16 protein-coding genes are annotated in these 19,643 nt (G+C 60.4%); 10 read left to right on the top strand and 6 right to left on the bottom strand.

The annotated features are described in order from the left end of the window. Positions 1–5 precede the first annotated feature (5 nt). Entirely contained in the window at positions 6–674 is a 669-nt protein-coding gene (locus tag JNB91_RS25915; RefSeq protein ID WP_220328370.1) for a haloacid dehalogenase type II, read from the bottom strand. A 333-nt stretch (positions 675–1,007) separates the two neighbouring features. Here JNB91_RS25915 and JNB91_RS25910 point away from each other — a divergent pair, with 333 nt between their 5' ends. The 7 genes from JNB91_RS25910 (at position 1,008) to JNB91_RS25880 (ending at position 9,455) form a co-directional block, all read left to right on the top strand. Further along, on the top strand, positions 1,008–1,847 hold the full coding sequence (locus JNB91_RS25910) for a GNAT family N-acetyltransferase (RefSeq protein ID WP_220328369.1): 840 nt from the start codon (positions 1,008–1,010) through the stop codon (positions 1,845–1,847). 13 nt (positions 1,848–1,860) lie between these two features. Then, a complete protein-coding gene (locus JNB91_RS25905; RefSeq protein ID WP_220328368.1) occupies positions 1,861–3,240 on the top strand; it encodes an aspartate aminotransferase family protein in 1,380 nt (459 codons plus the stop codon). Between the two features lie 238 nt (positions 3,241–3,478). Then, on the top strand, positions 3,479–4,195 hold the full coding sequence (locus tag JNB91_RS25900) for an HAD-IA family hydrolase (protein WP_220328367.1): 717 nt from the start codon (positions 3,479–3,481) through the stop codon (positions 4,193–4,195). 76 nt (positions 4,196–4,271) lie between these two features. Beyond that, positions 4,272–5,882, top strand: a complete 1,611-nt coding sequence (locus tag JNB91_RS25895) for an ABC transporter substrate-binding protein (protein WP_220328366.1) — start codon at positions 4,272–4,274, stop codon at positions 5,880–5,882. Between the two features lie 122 nt (positions 5,883–6,004). After that, positions 6,005–6,955, top strand: a complete 951-nt coding sequence (locus JNB91_RS25890; protein WP_220328365.1) for an ABC transporter permease — start codon at positions 6,005–6,007, stop codon at positions 6,953–6,955. A 1-nt stretch (position 6,956) separates the two neighbouring features. Continuing rightward, positions 6,957–7,799 (top strand): ABC transporter permease, encoded by an 843-nt coding sequence (locus tag JNB91_RS25885; protein WP_220328364.1) that lies wholly within the window; start codon positions 6,957–6,959, stop codon positions 7,797–7,799. After that, positions 7,800–9,455, top strand: a complete 1,656-nt coding sequence (locus tag JNB91_RS25880; RefSeq protein ID WP_220328363.1) for an ABC transporter ATP-binding protein — start codon at positions 7,800–7,802, stop codon at positions 9,453–9,455. A gap of 56 nt (positions 9,456–9,511) precedes the next feature. On the opposite strand, the gene JNB91_RS25875 is transcribed toward JNB91_RS25880, so the two are convergent. Beyond that, a complete protein-coding gene (locus JNB91_RS25875; protein ID WP_220328388.1) occupies positions 9,512–9,988 on the bottom strand; it encodes an Lrp/AsnC family transcriptional regulator in 477 nt (158 codons plus the stop codon). A 227-nt stretch (positions 9,989–10,215) separates the two neighbouring features. Here JNB91_RS25875 and JNB91_RS25870 point away from each other — a divergent pair, with 227 nt between their 5' ends. Both JNB91_RS25870 and JNB91_RS25865 read left to right on the top strand, forming a co-directional pair. Continuing rightward, complete coding sequence (locus JNB91_RS25870; protein ID WP_220328362.1) at positions 10,216–11,553, top strand: NAD(P)/FAD-dependent oxidoreductase; 1,338 nt, start codon at positions 10,216–10,218, stop codon at positions 11,551–11,553. Between the two features lie 52 nt (positions 11,554–11,605). Then, the gene (locus JNB91_RS25865; RefSeq protein WP_220328361.1) at positions 11,606–12,514 is read left to right on the top strand and encodes a LysR family transcriptional regulator; all 909 of its coding nucleotides are present in this window, start codon (positions 11,606–11,608) and stop codon (positions 12,512–12,514) included. 9 nt (positions 12,515–12,523) lie between these two features. Here JNB91_RS25865 and JNB91_RS25860 read toward each other — a convergent pair whose 3' ends face one another. From JNB91_RS25860 to JNB91_RS25845, 4 genes are read right to left on the bottom strand one after another with little or no spacing between them, the layout of a single operon-like run. Beyond that, positions 12,524–13,888 carry an FAD/NAD(P)-dependent oxidoreductase gene (locus JNB91_RS25860; protein ID WP_220328360.1) on the bottom strand — a complete coding sequence of 455 codons (1,365 nt, stop codon included), beginning with the start codon at positions 13,886–13,888 and terminating at the stop codon, positions 12,524–12,526. After that, a complete protein-coding gene (locus JNB91_RS25855; RefSeq protein ID WP_220328359.1) occupies positions 13,885–14,199 on the bottom strand; it encodes a (2Fe-2S)-binding protein in 315 nt (104 codons plus the stop codon). The genes JNB91_RS25860 and JNB91_RS25855 overlap by 4 nt, the downstream gene beginning before the upstream one ends. Continuing rightward, positions 14,196–16,184 carry a hydantoinase B/oxoprolinase family protein gene (locus JNB91_RS25850; RefSeq protein ID WP_220328358.1) on the bottom strand — a complete coding sequence of 663 codons (1,989 nt, stop codon included), beginning with the start codon at positions 16,182–16,184 and terminating at the stop codon, positions 14,196–14,198. The genes JNB91_RS25855 and JNB91_RS25850 overlap by 4 nt, the downstream gene beginning before the upstream one ends. A 6-nt stretch (positions 16,185–16,190) precedes the next feature. Then, positions 16,191–18,275 carry a hydantoinase/oxoprolinase family protein gene (locus JNB91_RS25845; protein ID WP_220328357.1) on the bottom strand — a complete coding sequence of 695 codons (2,085 nt, stop codon included), beginning with the start codon at positions 18,273–18,275 and terminating at the stop codon, positions 16,191–16,193. Between the two features lie 179 nt (positions 18,276–18,454). Here JNB91_RS25845 and JNB91_RS25840 point away from each other — a divergent pair, with 179 nt between their 5' ends. Further along, the gene (locus tag JNB91_RS25840) at positions 18,455–19,567 is read left to right on the top strand and encodes an NAD(P)/FAD-dependent oxidoreductase (RefSeq protein WP_220328356.1); all 1,113 of its coding nucleotides are present in this window, start codon (positions 18,455–18,457) and stop codon (positions 19,565–19,567) included. The last annotated feature ends 76 nt before the right edge of the window (positions 19,568–19,643 follow it).

Here is a 19,643-nt window from a genome sequence, read left to right as displayed (position 1 = left end):
CCCTCCTAGAGCCCGACGACGCCGGCCAGGCCGGAAATGTCGGCGATTTCCGTATAGCCGTAATAGGGGTTTGCCGGCTCATGGCCGCGGTTGACCCAGACCTTGTTCTTGATGCCGAGATCATGCGCCGACATCAGGTCGTAGCGGAAGGACGAGGAGCAATGAAGAATGTCTTCCGGGCCGCAGCCAAGCATGTCGAACATGTATTCGAAGGCCTGGAAGCGCGGCTTGTAGGCATTGGCCTGCTCGGCCGTATAAACGGCATGGAATGGAGCGCCGAGCTTGGCGACGTTGGAAGGGATCTGGTCGTTCATGGCGTTGGAGAGAATGACCAGCGGAATTTCCTTGGCAACCTTCGCAAGCCCTGCCGGCACATCCGCATGCGGCCCCCAGGTCGGGACGCGCTCATAGACCATCTTGGCATCTTCGTCCTTGAAGGTGACGCCATTGCGCTTGCAGGTCCGTTCCAGCGAGTTGTAGACGACATCCGCATAGGGCTTCCATGCACCCATGATCTCGTCGAACCGGTAGCCTGAAAAATTCTTGATGAATTCCAGCATGGCCGGTTCGTCCAGGCGGTCGCCATAAAGGTCGCGCGCCGCTTCCGCCATCTGGAAGTTGATCAAAGTACCATGGCAATCGAAGGTGATGTATTTCGGGCGGAAGGTTGTCATGCGCTTCATCCTTGCGTCGGGGCCTTTGAGGGCCTGGCTGGCCTTTCGGGTGATAACCGATAATAGAGCCGCTTCTCGCGCGTCTGCCGACTGATTTCCCGCTATTCGAAGCAGAAAGTTCCGTATGCGGCCACCGCTTTGGCATTTGGTTGCAGAACTGCCCGTGAGTGCGAGGTCAGGATCACCCGAACTGCACCGGAAAAATCCGGACACAGCATAACATGCGGCGACACGCCGCGGCTTTGGCGGAAGATATCGTGACAGCCACTGCCTTCGGATAATCGTCCGGCCTCATCCCCCCGAAACTCGAGGATAGAAAAGGGAGCATCGTCCATGCAGATGGGTGACATCGAGATCAAGGCCTTTGCCGCCGAACATCTGGCGGCAGCCGTTCGTCTCTCAAAGGAGGCCGGCTGGCCGCACCGTCCGGAAGACTGGCAAGTCGCCCTGCAATTGAGCGAGGGCGTGGTTGCCGTTGAGGAGAACGGCAACGTGGTCGGTACCGCTCTCCTCACGCCTTATGGTTTGGACTGCGCGACGATCAACATGGTCATCGTCGATTCCACCATGCGTGGCCGTGGACTTGGCCGTCGGTTGATGGATGCGGCGCTGGCGATCGGCGGTACACGGCCTCTTCGCCTGATCGCCACAAGCGACGGGCTTCCCCTTTATGAAAAGCTCGGATTTCGCGAAACCGGCACGATTCTCCAACACCAGGGAACTGTCGCATCCGCACAATCTCGCGGTAATACGCAAGCCGCAACGGCTGACGACTTGCCCGCGATAACAGCACTCGACCGCCAGGCTTTTGGCGCCGACCGCACAGCACTCATGACCAAGCTCTTCGAGATCGGCGAGTTCGCTGTCATTCGCTCGGGCGATACCATTACCGGTTTCGCCTGCATCCGCGCGTTCGGTCGCGGCGAGGTCATTGGCCCCGTGGTCGCCGGCAATATCGAGGACGCCAAGTCACTCGTGTCTCATTTCCTGGCGAAACGGACAGGCAGCTTCGTTCGGGTAGATACCACTGCCGCGGCCGGCCTCTCCTCCTGGCTTTCGGAACACGCCCTTGCCCATGTCGGCGGCGGCATCGCCATGTCGCGCCCTCTTCCCGTTCCATCCGCCGCCTTGACGGCGAAAACCTTTGCCCTCGCCAACCAGGCCCTCGGCTGATCCGGAGAACATCATGCTCAGAAATTCTCTCATCGAACTCGATCGCGCCCATCTGGTCCATCCGGTCGCCTCCTATCGCGGCCATGAACAGCAGGGTGTGCGGGTCCTCGCATCCGCCAAGGGCGCAACCGTCACCGATGCCCGCGGCCATCAACTGATCGACGGCTTTGCCGGCCTCTGGTGCGTCAATGCCGGTTACGGTCATGACTCGATCGTGGAGGCCGCCGCACGGCAGATGCGTGAACTGCCCTATGCGACAGCCTATTTTGGACTGGGTTCCGAATCTGCCATCCGCCTCGCCGCGGAACTGGCCGATCGCGCGCCGGGCGATCTCAAGCATATCTATTTCACGCTCGGCGGTTCGGATGCAGTCGACAGCACGGTCCGCTTCATCCGCTACTACTGGATTGCCAAGGGTCAGCCGCAGCGTGACCAGTTCATCTCCATCGAGCAGGGCTATCACGGCTCCTCGACGGTTGGTGCGGGCCTGACGGCACTTGCCAACTTCCACACGGGCTTCGACATCCCCTTCGAATGGCAGCACAAGATTCCGTCGCCCTACCCTTATCGTAATCCGGTCGGTCAGGATCCGCTGGCGATCATCGACTCCTCGCTTGCCCAGCTGAAAAGCAAGATCGAGACGATCGGAGCCGACAGGGTAGCAGCATTCTATGCCGAACCGATCCAGGGCTCCGGCGGCGTCATCGTTCCGCCCAAGGGCTGGTTGAAGGCAATGCGCAATCTATGCAAGGAATACGGCATCCTGTTCGTCGCCGACGAGGTCATCACCGGTTTCGGTCGCACGGGTCCGTTATTCGCCTGCACCGAGGATGAAATCGTTCCCGATTTCATGACGACCGCCAAGGGCCTGACATCCGGCTATGTCCCGATGGGCGCCGTGTTTATGGCCGACCACGTCTATCAGGTGATCGCCGATGGCGCCGGTGCTTCAGCAGTAGGTCACGGCTATACCTATTCCGCCCATCCGGTCAGTGCCGCAGTCGGCCTCGAAGTCCTGAAACTCTATGAAGAAGGCGGCCTGCTCGAAAACGGCATCAAGGCAGGCGCACGGCTTATGGCCGGTCTCGAAGGTTTGAGAGAGCATCCTCTGGTCGGAGATGTCCGCGGTCGCGGCATGCTGGCAGCCGTCGAACTCGTGACCGACAAGGTCGCCAAGACCCCGCTTCCCGCCGAAGCAGCCCCCGCGCGGCGGGTCTTCGACCGCGCCTGGGACAATGGCTTGGTGATCCGCGCCTTTGCCAATGGCGTTCTCGGTTATGCGCCGCCGCTCTGCTGCACGGATGACGAGATCGATGCGATCATCGAGCGGACGGAGAAGACCCTCAATCAGACATTGGAGGATCCGGATGTCCGAAAGGCTGTGAAGGACTGAGCCGCGATTTCGCCGCAGCCCTTATACTGCCAACGGGCGATTTTCGGAATTTTCTGCCGCACTGCCCCGCCAATTCGGAGAAAATGGCGGGGCCAAACTGTCACACTTCAATCTCACAAAGGCCCAAAACCCCATAAATCCCGCAAAGGGAGGGGGAAATAAGAAGGGCGCGGAACAGCATAATCTACGGCGCTTGGCGAAACGATCTGCCATCTGCCCTGAAAACCGGGATGCTAACGTGACGAGACCTCTGACAACATTCAAATATCTGTCCTTCGACGTCGTGGGTACACTGATCGATTTCGAAGGTGGGCTGACGTCCTGCCTCAAGGAGATCGGCGCGGAAAATGGAGTTGACGTCGATGGCGAAGAGGCGCTCGCGCTCTACCGTGCCGCACGTTATTCGGACGCCACCGATCTCTTCCCTGATGATCTGGTTCGCGTCTATCTGCTGATCGCGCCTAAACTCGGCCTGCCTGCCGAAAAGGCCTACGGCGAACGCCTGCGCGATTCCGCAAAGACCTGGAAGGCATTCCCGGACAGCGTCAAGGCGCTGGCTGACCTGAAACAGCATTATCACCTGATCGCGATGACCAATGCGCGCCGCTGGGCCTTCGAGTTCTTTTCCAAGGAAATCGGCAATCCGTTTCACGCCGCCTTCACCGCGGATGATACCGGCACCGAGAAACCCGATCCGGCCTTCTTCCATCAGGTCTTCGATTTCGTGTCCAGCGAGGGCGCCAGCAAGGATGATATCCTTCACGTTGCCCAGAGCCAGTATCATGACATCGGCATCTCGCGGCAGCTTGGCATGACGAATTGCTGGATACAGCGCCGGCATGCGCAGAAGGGTTATGGCGGCACGATCGAGCCTGCCGAATTCACCAAGCCCGACTACCACTTCACTTCGATGGCCGAACTGGCCGAAGCCGTGAGGGTTGCCAACGAAAGCTGACAATCGACGATATCCATAACATCGGGCCAAGCCGGCTGAAGACCGGCCGCCCGCCAACGGTGAAAAGGGGAATGACATGCATAACAAGATCACCAACTGGACCGCATCGGACGATGCAATGGTCGAGAATGCCATTCGCCGCGGAGCCACCCGGCGCGAACTTTTGAGCATGATGCTTGCGGGCGGCGTCGCCATGTCCGCCGGCGGCTTTATCCTCGGCCGGGCATCGGATGCCATCGCGGCTACCCCGAAGAGCGGCGGCAACCTCAAGGCGGCCGGCTGGTCCTCCTCCACCGCGGATACGCTCGATCCGGCAAAAGCCTCCCTTTCCACCGACTACGTTCGTTGCTGCGCCCTTTATAATCGCCTCACTTTCCTCGACCAGGCGGGTGTTGCGCAGATGGAACTTGCCGAAAAGGTCGAAAGCACGGACGCCAAAACCTGGACCGTCAAGCTGCGCTCGGGCGTCACCTTCCATGACGGCAAATCGCTGACCTCCGCTGACGTTGTCTTCTCATTGAAGCGTCACCTCGATCCGGCCGTCGGTTCCAAGGTCAACGCGATTGCCAAACAGATCACCGACGTCAAGGCGGTCGATCCGTTGACGGTTGAAATCGTCCTCGCCAATCCGAACGCCGACCTTCCGACCATCCTGTCCCAGCACCATTTCATGATCGTCCAGGACGGCACGACCGATTTCTCCAAAGGTATCGGCACAGGCGCCTTCAAGCTCGAAACCTTCGAGCCGGGCGTGAAGTCGATCTTCGCCAAGAACCCGAACTACTTCAAATCCGGCGGCGCCCATGTGGACTCGTTCGAATTCTTCGCTATTTCGGACGATAATGCCCGCGTTAACGCACTTCTTTCCGGCGACATCCATCTTGCCGCTTCGATCAAGCCGCGCTCGATGCGCCTTGTCGAAAGCCAGCCCGGCTTCGTGCTCTCGAAGACGACATCAGGCAACTATACCGACCTCAATATCCGCCTCGACATGACGCCGGGCGACAAGGGCGACTTCATCACCGGCATGAAATACATCACCAACCGCGAGCAGATCCAGAAATCGGTCCTGCGCGGTCTGGCAGAGGTCGCCAACGACCAGCCGGTGTCGCCGGCCAGCATCTATCACAATGCGGAACTCAAGCCGAAGGCGTTCGATCCGGACAAGGCAAAGTTCCATTTCGAAAAGGCCGGCGTTCTGGGCCAGAAGATCCCGGTCATCACCTCCGACGCCGCCACCTCGGCCGTCGAAATGGCGACCATCGTGCAGCAGTCGGCCGCTGAAATCGGTATGAACCTCGATGTCCAGCGTGTGCCGAATGACGGTTACTGGTCGAACTACTGGCTGAAGGCGCCGATCCATTTCGGCAATATTAACCCGCGCCCGACGCCCGATATCCTCTTCTCGCTCCTCTATGCATCGAACGCTCCGTGGAACGAAAGCCAGTACAAGTCGGAAAAATTCGACAGCATGCTGGTCGAAGCGCGCGGCCTTCTCGATGAAGCCAAGCGCAAGGAAATCTACGGCCAGATGCAGGTCATGATCGCGGAAGAGGCAGGCACGATCATTCCCGTCTACATCTCGAATGTCGATGCCATTACCGAAAAGCTGAAAGGCCTTCAGGCCAACCCGCTTGGCGGCATGATGGGCTATGCCTTTGCCGAATACGTCTGGCTCGACGCCTGACCTTCATGCATGATGGCGGGAGACACAAGTCTCCTGCCATTCGTGCCACGCTTTCCGGCATCAGTCAGCTTCAGGCGGAATTATGCCGGGGATTGGAAACTCTCAAAATCAGGGAGCCGATCTTGAGGACATTCGTACTCAATCTCATTGTGCACCGGCTTCTCATCGCAGGTCTGACGCTGCTGATCGTCTCGTTCGCAGTCTTCTTCGCAACGGCCATGTTGCCCGGCGATACCGCAACGATCCTTCTCGGGCAGGCCGCCACACCAGAAGCCGTGGCAGGTCTTCGCGCCGCCATGCATCTCGATGAGCCTGCCGTATTTCGCTTTTTCCGCTGGCTCACCGGTCTGGCGCAGGGCGATCTCGGCACGTCCTACGTCAACAATGTCGCGGTCGCGGACCTGATCGGCGGCCGTTTCGTCAACACGATGCGCCTTGCCGGCATCACCACACTGATTTCCGTCCCCCTCGCACTGACGCTCGGCATTACGGCCGCCATGTTTCGCGGCTCGTTCTATGACCGGTTCGTCACGATCATGACGATCGGCGTGATCTCCGTGCCCGAATTCATGATCGCCACCTCCGCGGTCCTCGTCTTTTCCGTCTATCTCAAGTGGCTGCCTGCACTTTCCTTCGCCAACGAGGTAACCTCCTTCTGGCAGGTGCTGAAAGTCTATGCCATGCCGGTCATCACCCTCGCCTTTGTCGTATCGGCACAGATGATCCGTATGACCCGCGCCGCAGTCATCGACACGATCAACACGCCTTACGTTGAAGCGGCACTTCTCAAAGGCGCTTCACGTCCGCGCGCCGTGCTCTATCACGCGCTGCCGAACGCCGTTGGCCCGATCGCCAATGCGATCGCGTTGTCGCTGTCCTATCTCGTCGGCGGCGTCATCATCGTCGAGACCATCTTCAACTATCCGGGCGTTGCCAAGCTGATGGTCGATGGCGTGTCGACGCGTGACCTGCCACTCATCCAGTCCTGCGCCATCATCTTCTGCATCGGCTATCTCGCACTGATCACGCTTGCGGATATCGTTGCCATTCTTGCCAACCCGAGGCTGCGCTGACATGACCCTATCCACGCCCCTGTCGAGCAAGTTCAGCTACAGCTTCAGTTGGGTCGGAATGATCGGGCTTGCGATCATCCTCTTCTGGGCGGTCATCGCGCTCGCTGCCCCGCACATCATCCCCTACCCGATCGGCGAAATCGTCGATGAGGATTATTTCGGCCCGATGAGCGGCAAGCTGCTGCTCGGCTCCGATTATCTCGGCCGCGACATGCTCTCGCGACTAATGATGGGAGCGCGCTATACGGTCGGCATCTCGCTTGCCGCGGTCTGCATCGCCTGTTTCACCGGCACGGCGCTGGGCATGGCGGCAGCCGTCATCGGTGGCTGGTTCGATACGGTTCTCAGCCGTTTTCTCGATGCGCTCAACTCCATCCCAAGCAAGCTTTCAGGTCTGGTGGTCGCCGCCGCGATCGGCTCCTCGATCAACGTGCTGATTGTCATGCTGGCAGTGATCTATACGCCCGGCGCCTACCGTTTTGCCCGAGCGCTTGCGGTCAATGTCAACACGATGGACTATATCACCGTCGCCCGCACCCGTGGCGAGAGCATCCTCTACATCATCTTTTCCGAAATCCTGCCGAACATCATCGGCCCCCTGCTTGCAGATTTCGGCATTCGTTTCGTCTTCATCACGCTGCTTCTCTCCGGCCTTTCCTTCCTCGGTCTCGGCGTGCAGCCGCCCTATGCCGATTGGGGTGCGCTGGTCCATGAGAACATCAGCGGCCTGCCCTTCGGTGCGCCGGCAGTCATCGTGCCTTCGCTTGCCATCGCCAGCCTCACCATCAGCGTCAATCTTTTGATCGACAACCTGCCCACGAAGATCCGCGACCGGAGTGTGTGAATGGAAAACCTCGTCGAAATCCGCGGATTGAAAGTTGAAGCAACCACCGATTCCGGCCGCCGCCTGGAGATCATCAAGGGCGTCGATCTCGATATAGCGCCTGGAGAAATCGTCGCACTGATCGGCGAGAGCGGCTCGGGCAAGACTACGATCGCGTTGACCCTTATGGGCTACACCCGCACCGGCTGCCGGATTTCCGGTGGCAGCATCCATGTTGCCGGCAAGGAAATGGTGACCTTGAGCGAGCGCCAGCGAGCCACGATCCGGGGACGTGACATATCCTACGTGCCGCAATCGGCTGCCGCCGCCTTCAATCCGACCAAGCGCATCATCGATCAGGTTGTCGAGGTCACCCATATCCACAAGCTGATGCCGCCGACGGAAGCACGGCAGAAGGCCATATCCCTGTTCAAGGCACTTTCCCTCCCTAACCCCGAACAGATCGGTGAGCGTTATCCCCATCAGGTCTCGGGCGGCCAGTTGCAGCGCCTTGCCGCCGCCATGGCGCTGATCAGCGATCCGAAACTGGTGATTTTCGATGAGCCTACGACCGCACTCGATGTGACCACACAGATCGAGGTCCTGCGCGCCTTCAAGTCCGTGATGAAGAAAAGCGGCATTGCCGGGGTCTATGTGTCGCACGATCTGGCTGTCGTTGCGCAGATCGCCGACCGCATTCTCGTGCTGCGCAACGGCGAAGTACAGGAAGTCGGCTCCACCGAGACCATCCTCAACGACGCCAAGCACCCCTACACGCGCGAACTTTTGTCGGCCTTCGAACCCAAGCCGCGCGGCGATCACGCGGATCTCGCGCAGGAAGCAAAGCCATTGCTTGAGATCGATGCCCTGACTGCAGGCTATGGCCCTCTTCAGGATGATGGTCTGCCTCTGGTGCGTGCCGTCCAGGAGGCCAGCATCACGGTGCAGAAGGGTCGCAACCTCGGCATTATCGGTGAATCCGGCTGCGGAAAATCCACCCTTGCCCGCTCGATCGCCGGCATCCTTCCAGCCTCATCCGGCAAGCTGACCCTCGATGGCCAGCAACTGGCCCCCTCGGCCAGACAGAGAAGCCATGAGCAGCTTCGCGAATTGCAAATCGTCTTTCAGCATGCGGATACGTCCCTCAATCCGGCAAAATCGATCGAGGATATTCTTGGTCGCCCCCTCACCTTCTATCACGGCATGAAAGGCAGAGAGCGCAGCGCCCGTATCGATCAGCTGCTCGACATGGTGCATCTGCCGAAGGCGCTGCGCAGCAGGACGCCGGCCGAGCTTTCGGGTGGCCAGAAACAGCGCGTCAACTTTGCCCGCGCGCTCGCCGCCGAGCCGAAGATCATCCTCTGCGATGAAATCACCTCGGCCCTCGATACGGTGGTAGCCGCTGCCGTCATCGATCTTTTGAAGGAATTGCAGCGGGAGCTTTCGCTGTCCTACATCTTCATCAGCCACGACCTGTCTGTGGTGGAGGCCATCTGCGACGAGATCGTCGTCATGTACCATGGAAAGAAGGTCGAGCAGATCACCCCGGCTATCTCCAAAATTCCGCAGCATCCCTATTCGCAACTGCTGTTTTCCTCGGTGCCCAAGCTGGACCCCACCTGGCTCGACAGTCTGGAACGCGACCCGGAATTGGTGAAGGCCTACGCACACGCGTGAACGCCAAAACCGCCGGATTGCAAAAGCCAACGATCATTTTCGAAAAGCAGATCGTGTTACACCAGAAACAGGCTGGTCAGCGGCATATGCGCCTTCACGATCGGCGATTTCAGCACAACGAAACTGAAATATTTGTCGATACCGATATCCATGTCCGTCAGCCGTTCCATGATCGTCTGGTATTCGCCGATGCCGGCGGTGACGAATTTTAGCAGATAGTCGTAACCACCTGAAACCAGATGACATTCGATCACCTGATCGACTTTCTCGACAGCCGCAAGAAAGCGGGCAAAATCGATCTGGCGATGGTTCTTGAGCGTAATCTCGGTAAACACGGTCAGGGTCTGCCCCAGCTTGCCGATATTGATCTGGGCCGAATATCCTTCGATATAGCCCTCCTGCTGCAGCTTCTTCACCCGCATCAGGCATGGGCTGGGGGAGAGATTGACCAGTTCGGCAAGCTCGACATTGGTTATGCGGCCGTTTTTCTGCAGTTCGTAGAGAATCTTGATATCAATGCGGTCGAGCTTCATTTGCGATCTCCCCTTGTGATCGGCATGTGGCAGCATTTTATTCTGCCTGTTTTCGAAAATCAGCTTAACACCATGAAGATGCTTGTCTATTCCATTGTGCAGCAGGCAGACCGGCAGAAAAATCCGCTTGTCGCCATCGATGCAGCATTTAATGCCGTCCATGCCATCTGTCCGGCAACCAGCGGCATGCCCGTCTCGCTATGCTGGCATCGACAAGGAGAAATGCCATGCCAGCCCCGCTCACGCTCGTCCCGTCATCCAAGGACCTCCCGCAATCCGCCGATGCGGTCGTTATCGGTGCCGGCATCGTCGGCGTCTTCACCGCCTATTATCTGGCAAAGCGCGGACTGAAGGTTGCTCTGGTTGAAAAAGGCCATGTCGGCGCTGAACAATCGAGCCGCAATTGGGGCTGGTGCCGGCAGCAGAACCGTGATGCCCGTGAACTCCCGATGGCAACAAAGAGCCTTGATCTGTGGGAACGTTTCGCGGCGGAAACGGGAGAAGACACCGGCTTTCGCCGTTGCGGCCTTCTTTATCTGAGCAATAGCGAAGACGAAATTGCCGGTTGGGCCAGATGGCGCGATTTCGCCAAAACCGTCGGCGTCACCACCCATATGTTGGACAGCGCCGAGGCCGCCGAACGCGGCAAGGCGACCGGACGCGCATGGAAGGGCGGCGTATTCTCGCCGACAGATGGAACGGCCGATCCCGCCAATGCCGCCCCCGCCGTTGCCCGCGCGATCATGAAACTGGGCAGCACCGTGCACCAGAACTGCGCGGCCCGCGGCATCGAGATGGAAGGCGGAAGATTGTCGGCCGTCGTCACCGAACATGGAACAATCAGAACCAAGGTCGCGATCCTGTCCGGCGGCGCTTGGGCCTCCTCCTTTTGCCGCCAGCTCGGCATTCGTTTCCCGCAGGCCTCCATCCGCTCGTCCATCCTGTCGGTCGGCCCGAACCAAGACCAAGGTCAGGACAACCTTCCAGACGCGCTCCACACGGCGCACGTATCCATCACAAGGCGCGGCGATGGCGGTCACACGCTGGCGATCAGCGGTCGCGGTCGCGTCGATCCGACGGCGCAGAACCTGCGTTTCGCAGCACAATTCCTTCCCATGTTCATACGTCGCTGGCGCAGCCTTTCGCGCGGCGGCATGGAGGGCATCCGTAGCGGCCACGAGAGCCTGAAGAAATGGCGTTTGGACCGGCGTACGCCGATGGAAGAGATGCGCATTCTCGACCCCACAGTGGACCGCAACACCATCAAACTCACCTACGAGCGCGCCATGGAACTCCTGCCCGATCTGAAGGGACGCCCGGTTACGGCGGCCTGGGCGGGATATATCGATTCAACGCCGGACGGCGTACCCGCGATCGGCGAGACCATGGCGGTTCCCGGCCTCGTGCTCGCGGCAGGCTTCAGCGGTCATGGTTTCGGTATCGGTCCGGGTGCCGGCCACCTGATCGCCGATATCATCACCGGAGCCGAGCCCATCGTCGATCCGGTTCCCTACCGCCCCGAACGCTTCGAGCGGTCTTCATGGGGCAAGGTGGCAGACTTCTGAGCGATCACCCTTTGATGTAGATTGAGCCCGAACCGGAGAACACGGAAAGCGTATGCAGGCACGTCAACTGGAAGTTTTCTGCATGCTGATGCGCAGCGGCACCGTGACCGGCGCGGCTGCCATGCTGAACATATCCCAGCCGGCGCTGAGCCAGATCCTGCTTCATGCCGAAGACCAGCTGGGCTTCAAGCTTTTCAATCGCGTCCGCGGCAAGCTTGTACCGACCCGTGAGGCGGAGGAAATCTATCCCGAATGCGAGCGGATCTTCTCCGAACTGGGCGCATTGAGGCGGCACACGACCGACATGCGTTACGGCCGCACCGGCATCATTCGCGTTGCAGCCTCCGCGCCGCCTGCAATGTCGATCGTGCCGAAAGCCCTTGCATCCTTCCGCGAGGCCCATCCGGATGTCGTGATCCGCTCTCTCATCGCACCGCTGGTCAATGTCGTCGACATGATCCGCAACGGCGATGCCGCACTCGGGATCGTCATGAACAACACCCCAAGACCGGGCATCGACGTCGAGACGCTCGGCCATACGGAACTGATCTGTATCCTGCCGGAAGGTCATCGCCTGGCCGAACGTGACCAAATCACGTTCTCCGACCTGCAGAAGGAAACGCTGATCTCCTACCGGGCCGGCACCTATCCCGGCCGTATGCTGCTCAGTGCTGCCGCAGCCGAAAAGCAGATGTTCAACCCCGCGATCGAAATCGACATCTCGCTGACCGCACTGCCATTCGTGCGCGATGGCTATGGTGTCGCCGTGGTTGACGGGCTGCTTCCATGGGACCAGTTTCCCGGCCTTGTCCGCAAGCCGATGTCCCATAAGACCATGGTCCCGATCGCGCTGCTGACGAGCCGCGACAGACCGCTCACCGGAAGTCATCTCGCCATGCGCGACAATATTCGCGAGGCCTGTGCCTCGGTCCTCGCCAAGGCCGGAAATCTCGGTCACTGATCCACGCGGTCAGGCATCACGAACCCAGGCTCCAATCGGGGCAGGCCGTACCGGAGCCTGTTCCCGCAATCGCCCAGCTTCACAGACGGAAATCCCTGCTCTGTCGGCAATCAGTTCGGCACCGGCCAACTGGCAGTAGCGCCCCTGACAGCGCCCCATACCGACCCGCGCAAGCGACTTGACCCGGTTGGCCTCGGCGCCGCCGTAATCGACACCATCTCGCAACTGCCCTGCGGTAATGCCCTCACAGCGACAGACCACGGTGTCGTCAGACGTCTTGCGAACCATCTCCGCCGGCCAGGGAAAGGCCCGCGCCATGCCGCGTGCAAAACGCTCATACCGCGCCATCCGGCGCAGATCCGCAGAACTGTCCGGCACCGGTAATCTCATATCGTAAAGACAGGCATGGGCAGCAAGTCGACCGGCAACCTCGGCCCCATCCGCCCCGAGTATCCTCAGACCTTCGCCGGCGAGATAAACTCCTTCCGCAGCGCGTCCCATTCGGTCGGTGCGCGGAAGCCATTGCGCCCAGTCGGCATCGTAGTCGAACTGGCAGCCGGCAAGACCTGCAAGCTGCGTCTCGGCCCGCAAATGCCATCCGATCCCCACCATGTCGCAATCGGTTACCCGCTCTGCACCCCACGCGTTCCGCCAGCGAATACGGACGGGACCTTGCTCGTCGGCATAGATCCCGAGACTTCTCACCCCCGCATGATAGAGCCGGCCAAGTTTCGCGCGCATCAGAAGCCCGCGCAGCACGAGCCCCGGTCGCGCCAGCATGCCCGGCAAGCCCGTCATCTGTGTAGCCATTGACGATGTATCGAGAACCGCCGCGATCTCTGCGCCGGCCTTCAGCAATTGCGTTGCGACGAGTGTCAGAAGCGGCCCCGATCCGGCGAGAACGATTTTTCGCCCGAGCGCTACCCCTTGAGCCTTCAAGGCGATCTGGGTCGCGCCGAGACTATAGACGCCGGGCGACTGCCAGCCCGAAACGGGTGCAAGGCGATCTGTGGCACCCGTCGCAAGAATCAGCCTGTTATAGCCGAACTCGCGCCGTCCGGACGGCGTCAACGCATGCAGAGTCCGGTTCGCACATGCCAGAACCGAGCTCTGCGGATAGTATTCGACCTGTTCGTCAGCAACCATACGATCAAATAGCGTATGCAGCGCAACGGCCTTTTCGGCCTCGGTGCCGTAGAGTTCGCGCGGCGAGCGGATAAAACCATCCGGCGGCCGGCGATAGATCTGTCCACCTGCCCTTATCCCCTCGTCGATGATCACAGGTTTTATGCCCGCTGACACCAGCATTTCAGCCGCTCGAATGCCCGCCGGTCCCGCACCAACGATGACGACCTTTTCCGCAACCGAAGTCATAGCGGCCATCCTCCAGGCGCTTCGGTCAGCAGTCGCATGCCGTCCGTGACAAGCGTCGAACAGGCACGGAGACGCCCCCCATCCGCCTGCCATACCCAGCAATCCTGGCAGGCGCCCATCAGGCAGAACCCTGCCCGCCTCTCCGGCCCGAATTCGGATTGCCGTAGATTATCGGCGCAGGACAGGATCGCAGTGAGAACCGTGTCCCCTGCCAGAGCTTCGCAAGGCGATCCGTCGAGATGAAAATGCACCCGCGGTCTTGCCGTTTCCGACAATCGGACAATTCGCCCGGTTCGCGGGTGCGGTTTCATTCCGCAGCCTCCTTAGTCGCGGTCAACGGCTCCGGCATTTCCTTGAAGCGCGCACGCACATCGGAAAGCGCAGCAGACACACCTTCCGGTCCGACACGCCCCTTCATCCGGCGGAAGATTTCCGTTTTGGTGAAAAAACGCCAGTGGATCGGCAATCCGGCAAGAATGTCGGTCAGGAGATCATAGGCGGCCGGCGTCCACTGCGCTTCATAGCCATCACGCTCCGGGCCGTAGTGGAAATGACCGACGGGTGTGGAGCGCGACGCCCTCAGGCTCTCCGTCGCGGCCTCATCCAGAACGGCATCACGAATGACGACCCCATAGTCGCGTTCTGCGGCCTCTGCAGAAACATATCCGCGGTCGACATCGCGCACCACACGCCAGACCTCACGTTCCAGCGGGTTGCCGCGCCCGCCGCCGCCTGCCGATCGGATTTCCAGCACGTCACCGGGCTGCAGGATGGCGGTATCGATATTGCCGAGCCGGCGATAGTCATCCCGGCCGGGGTTCAACACCATGTCCGACAGGCCGGCAGCCTTGCCGCCGAGCAGCCCCCAGGGGCGGAAAAAGCTGCGGTCGCGATTGCGCGCGGTGATGCGGCTGCCCGGACTGAACACCCGGAACGCCATCTCGGTCGCCAACCCTCCGCGCCAGCGGCCAGCGCCGCCACTGTCCTTGGCCAGTCCATACTTGACGAACTCGATCGGCACTTCAGTCTCGGTAATCTCGATCGGCGTGTTCTTGAGGTAAGCCGCATCGGCACCGGAGCCATTGGTGCCGTCACGATGCGGCATGCCGCCACCACCGCCGACAACCGGGTTGACAGCCGCGATAACCGTACGCCCCGTTCGCTCGTCCGTCGTCATCACGTTGACGATGCAATTATTGCCCGCGGGCGCGGCAGGAAGTCTCTCGGGTACTGCCTGGCAGAAAGCGCCGAAGATGACCGAGCGCAAACGGGCGCAAGTGAGAGACCGCATGCCGACGGCCGCCGGCGAGATCGGGTTCAACACGCTGCCCTCAGGCGCAATGCAGGTGAACGGACGGGTGATGCCGGTATTCAAGAGGATCTTCGGATTGATCGTGTAGAGCACATAATAGACGCCGACGAGCAGCATCGTGTGCCGCGGATCGCCGCCGGAAGGAACGTTGAGCGAAGACCCGAGCTGCGGATCGGAACCGGTGAAATCGAGGATCGCCTCATCGTCTTTGATCGTCAACGTCAGCTTCAGCCGACATGGATTGGCCTCGACGGAATCCTCGTCGGCATAGTCGACGAACACATAGGTGCCATCTGGCATGGAGCGCAAAATATCTCGCGCCTGCGCCTCGGCATGGTCGAGCAAGACCTCCGCACCTTCGAGAAACGCCTCCTTGCCGAATTTTTCGACCATGGCGAGGATTTTGCGCTCGCCCGTATTGAGCGCCCCCACCAGCGCCTTGATGTCCCCGATATTAAGATCAGGCTTGCGCACATTTGTGGTCATGATCTTCAGGATGTCTTCGTCGAACACCCCTTCATTGACCAGTTTCATCGGCGGAAATCGGATGCCCTCCTGATGGATTTCGGTGAGCGCGCGAGAGAGCGATGCCGGCACGGCCCCGCCCATGTCGGTATTGTGGATATGGCCGCCAGTCCAGGCGATGATTTCGCCTTCGTAAAAGACCGGCTTCCAGAGATGCGTATCGGGCGCGTGAGTGGCGACGAAGCAGGAATAGGGATCGTTGGTGAAGGCCACATCGCCGGGCTTGTAATCGGCGACCATATCGATCGCCCGCGTATAGGTGAGCCCCGGATACCATGTGGCGCCGAGCCCCATCGGCACGCCGAACGTATCGCCGTTACGGTTGATCAGCATCACCGTAAAATCCTCCGTCTCCTTGACGAAGGCGGAATGGGCGGTGCGCTGTAGCGTATAGGCCATGTTTTCGGCCGCCGCGCGGGTGTGATTGGCAAAGACCTGAAGGTTCAATGGATCGAACATGGACGGTTACTCCGAAAAGGTCAGATGCAGGTTCAGGTGGCGGTCGACATCGACGGTAGCACCGGCCGGAATGGCAAAGGTCGTATCCTCCTGCGCGACGACGGCAGGTCCGGAGAAACGTCCGCCAGGACGCAAAAGGTCTCGCCGATAAAGGCCGATCCACTCGAATTCCTTGCCGGTGAAGACGGGGATCTCCCGTTCGGGCTCGACCGCGATGCCCCTGTCTTCGGCCTCGATCGGAAACTCCAGAGCCGGCCCGGCACCAATTGCCGAAAGCCGCAGGTTGACGATCTCGATCTCACCATCCGGATCGTCGAAATCGTAGAGTTTCAAATGCATTGCGTGAAAAGCTTCCTCGATCGGGTCAAGTTCGCCTTTGGCGATCCAGGCCGCCTGAACCGGCACTTCGATCTCGAAACTCTGGCCGACATAGCGCATGTCGGCGGAAACATTCAGTGTCGCCGGCCCCTCATGCCCCTGTTTCGAAAGCCATGCCAACCCCTCGGCAGAGAGTTGATCCAGCGCCTTACGCAACAGCGGTGTCGCCTCGGCGGCAAGATGCGTGAAGACGGTGCGGATGAAATCGCCGCGAAGATCAGCGACCAGACCACCGAGCGCCGAAACGACGCCCGGACGCGGCGGTCCTATCACCTTCGCCATCTTGAACTCACGTGCAAGGAATGCACCGAGCATCGGCCCGCCACCGCCGAACGGCATCAGGGTGAATTCCCGAAGATCCACGGCAGCACGTGAAGCAAGCTTTTCCACTTCGACGAACATTTCGGAAATGGCGATATCGAGAATGGCCTGCGCCGCTTCTTCAGCCGTGCGGCCGATCTGGTCGGCTAATTTCGAGACCGCCGCCCGTGCCAGAGCTACATCGATCTGTAGCTGACCATATGCCATCTGGCTGTGTCCGAGCCAGCCACAGACCGCCATTGCATCCGTGACCGTCGCCTGCGTGCCGCCACGCCCGTAACATGCAGGTCCAGGCGTCGACCCGGCCGATTCAGGCCCTATGCGCAACACGCCCTGCGCATCGACGCTCGCAATCGACCCACCGCCGATACCGATGGAGCTGACCGAAACCGACGGGATATGCAGCGGAAACTCGCCGATCAGTCCCCCCGTGCCGAATTGCGGCTCGCCGTCGATGATGAGCGCGAAGTCGGCCGATGTCCCGCCGATATCAAGCGTCAGGATATGTTTTTCGCCGGCACGGCGCGCAAGCCAGGCCGCGCCGATGACACCGGATGCCGTACCTGACAGCAGCATCTGCACGCAGGCGCGCTTGCCCTCCGCCGCGTTCATCACTCCGCCATTCGACTTGGTCAGCAGTGCCGGAGCCGTCACGCCACGGGAGACGAGCTTGTCCTCCAGCGCCGTGAGATATCCCGAGACGCGCGGATGAACATAGCCGTTGAGGATTGCGGTCGTTGTCCGCTCGTATTCGCGAATGACCGGCCAGACCTCCGAGGAGGTGAAGACAAACAGATCAGGCGCCGATTTTGCGATCTGCGCCTTGACCGCCGCTTCCTGGGCGTCGTTGCGCCAGGAATGGAGAAAAGAGATGATGATGCCCGATGCACCTTTTGCCTTCGCGGTGGCGACAGCTTCATCGACGGCCTGCATATCCGGCGCCTGCGCTTCGCTGCCATCGGCTCTCAGTCGCGCCGGAATGCCGAACACCATGTCACGGGAGATCAGTTGATCGGGACGTGAACAGAAGAGCGAATAGACATCGGGCATTCTCAGCCGCGCCAGTTCGATCACGTCCTCGAACCCGGCATTGGTCATCAGCGCCAGCGACACGCCGCGCCTCTGGATGACGGTGTTGATCCCGACCGTCGTGCCGTGGACGAAGCGGCTGATCGCGGCCGGATCAAGTCCCTCACGTTCGGCAAGCAGAGAAAGACCGGTCATCAATTCCGCCCCCGGATCGTCCGGCGTCGTCAGAACCTTCAGAGACGCGACCCTGCCAGAGCGCGTTTCGAGCGCGCAGAAATCGATGAAGGTTCCGCCGATATCGACACCGACCTTCCAGTCCTGTTGCTTGGGATGGCTTTTACCGGGCGCTGCCGCATTGTCCATATTGGGTCCCTTTCCGTCTGGTTGCGCAAAGGTGACATGACGGAAAGGGAGAGGTCCAAGACGGAAAGACCCGCATCCCATAAGCTGAGCTTATGGGACAGCCAAAAGCCCGACTTTGACTTCCCCTCACCGGCTCGGCCACTCTGCATGCGTATTCAGGCAATTGACGAGGAAACCGGATGGATGTGATTGTTGTCGGTGGCGGCCTGATGGGTGCCGCCTCGACCTATTTCCTGGCACGCCGCGGGCTGCGCGTGACGCTGATCGAGCGAAACCGCATCGGCAGCGGCGCGACGGTCGCGTCATTCGGAAACATCCGTCGAAGTGGCAGATACCTGCCGCAACTCCCGCTCGCCCATAGGTCACTCGCACTGTGGAGAGAGGCGGAAAAGCTGCTTGGCCGCGATGTCGAGTTTCGCGCCACCGGCCATCTACGCCTGATCTTCACCGAGAAGGGGCTCAATGAGATGCGGAGCTTCTCCGAGGCGGCGCGGCCCTGGGGGTTGGACCTGGAGGAACTCGGCCCGAAGGATGTCCAAGCCCGATTTCCGGGCCTTGGCCCAACAGCGATCGGAGCATCCTTCTCGCCGCAGGACGGGAGCGGCAATCCCCGGTTCATCGCACCTGCCTTCGCGGATGCCGCCCGTCGGCTGGGCGCAGACATCGTCGAGGATGCCGTCGTCGACGGCATTACAAAAACAGCCTCCGGTTTCGAAGTCAGAACCTCAAAGGGCGTCTGCTCCTCTCCGATCCTGCTCAACACGGCGGGTGCCTGGGGCGCCCGAATTGCCACGCAATTTTCCGAACCGGTGCCAATCATTGCCAAGGGGCCGCAGATGGGCGTGACCGAACCGCTACCCCATCGGGTTCTTCCGGTCGTCGGCGTCTGGGGGCATGATCACGGCGGCGGGTATCTTCGACAGGTAGAACGCGGCAACATCGTCTTTGGCGGCGGTGCAGAACGCACTGATGTCTCGCTCGACAGCGGCCACGCGAAAGCCGATCCCGCCCGCCTTCCGGCGCAGCTCAAGGCGCTTCTCCCGCTCTTGCCGGCACTTGCCAACGCATCGGTGATCCGCACATGGTCGGGCTGTGAAGGGTATGTCGCCGACGGCCTTCCTGTCATGGGACCATCCGCCACGACCGAAGGACTTTACCACGCCTTCGGCTTTTGCGGACACGGGTTCCAGCTCGGCCCCGGTGTGGGCGATGTCATGGCCGAGTTGATCGTAACCGGCGGAACGGAAACACCCTTGCATGATTTCGGGATCGGACGGTTCGCAAAAGCATAGGATCGGGCCGTACCGCATTCGGATAAAATCTTGAAACGGCATGCCCCAAAACGCCTGTTTCCCATAAATCAGGCGG

The organism is Aliirhizobium wenxiniae (genome assembly GCF_019511445.1).
GTDB lineage: Bacteria > Pseudomonadota > Alphaproteobacteria > Rhizobiales > Rhizobiaceae > Neorhizobium > Neorhizobium wenxiniae_A.
The sequence above is the reverse complement of the archived record's forward strand: the minus strand, read 5'-3'. Positions and strand labels throughout refer to the sequence as shown.

Coding starts and splice junctions, on each gene's coding strand:
- JNB91_RS25840 (WP_220328356.1), top strand. CDS start 18,455: ATGGATGTGATTGTTGTCGGTGGCGGCCTGATGGGTGCCGCCTCGACC.
- JNB91_RS25915 (WP_220328370.1), bottom strand. CDS start 674: ATGACAACCTTCCGCCCGAAATACATCACCTTCGATTGCCATGGTACT.
- JNB91_RS25860 (WP_220328360.1), bottom strand. CDS start 13,888: ATGACTTCGGTTGCGGAAAAGGTCGTCATCGTTGGTGCGGGACCGGCG.
- JNB91_RS25870 (WP_220328362.1), top strand. CDS start 10,216: ATGCCAGCCCCGCTCACGCTCGTCCCGTCATCCAAGGACCTCCCGCAA.
- JNB91_RS25880 (WP_220328363.1), top strand. CDS start 7,800: ATGGAAAACCTCGTCGAAATCCGCGGATTGAAAGTTGAAGCAACCACC.
- JNB91_RS25855 (WP_220328359.1), bottom strand. CDS start 14,199: ATGAAACCGCACCCGCGAACCGGGCGAATTGTCCGATTGTCGGAAACG.
- JNB91_RS25895 (WP_220328366.1), top strand. CDS start 4,272: ATGCATAACAAGATCACCAACTGGACCGCATCGGACGATGCAATGGTC.
- JNB91_RS25850 (WP_220328358.1), bottom strand. CDS start 16,184: ATGTTCGATCCATTGAACCTTCAGGTCTTTGCCAATCACACCCGCGCG.
- JNB91_RS25865 (WP_220328361.1), top strand. CDS start 11,606: ATGCAGGCACGTCAACTGGAAGTTTTCTGCATGCTGATGCGCAGCGGC.
- JNB91_RS25875 (WP_220328388.1), bottom strand. CDS start 9,988: ATGAAGCTCGACCGCATTGATATCAAGATTCTCTACGAACTGCAGAAA.
- JNB91_RS25885 (WP_220328364.1), top strand. CDS start 6,957: ATGACCCTATCCACGCCCCTGTCGAGCAAGTTCAGCTACAGCTTCAGT.
- JNB91_RS25910 (WP_220328369.1), top strand. CDS start 1,008: ATGCAGATGGGTGACATCGAGATCAAGGCCTTTGCCGCCGAACATCTG.
- JNB91_RS25845 (WP_220328357.1), bottom strand. CDS start 18,275: ATGGACAATGCGGCAGCGCCCGGTAAAAGCCATCCCAAGCAACAGGAC.
- JNB91_RS25905 (WP_220328368.1), top strand. CDS start 1,861: ATGCTCAGAAATTCTCTCATCGAACTCGATCGCGCCCATCTGGTCCAT.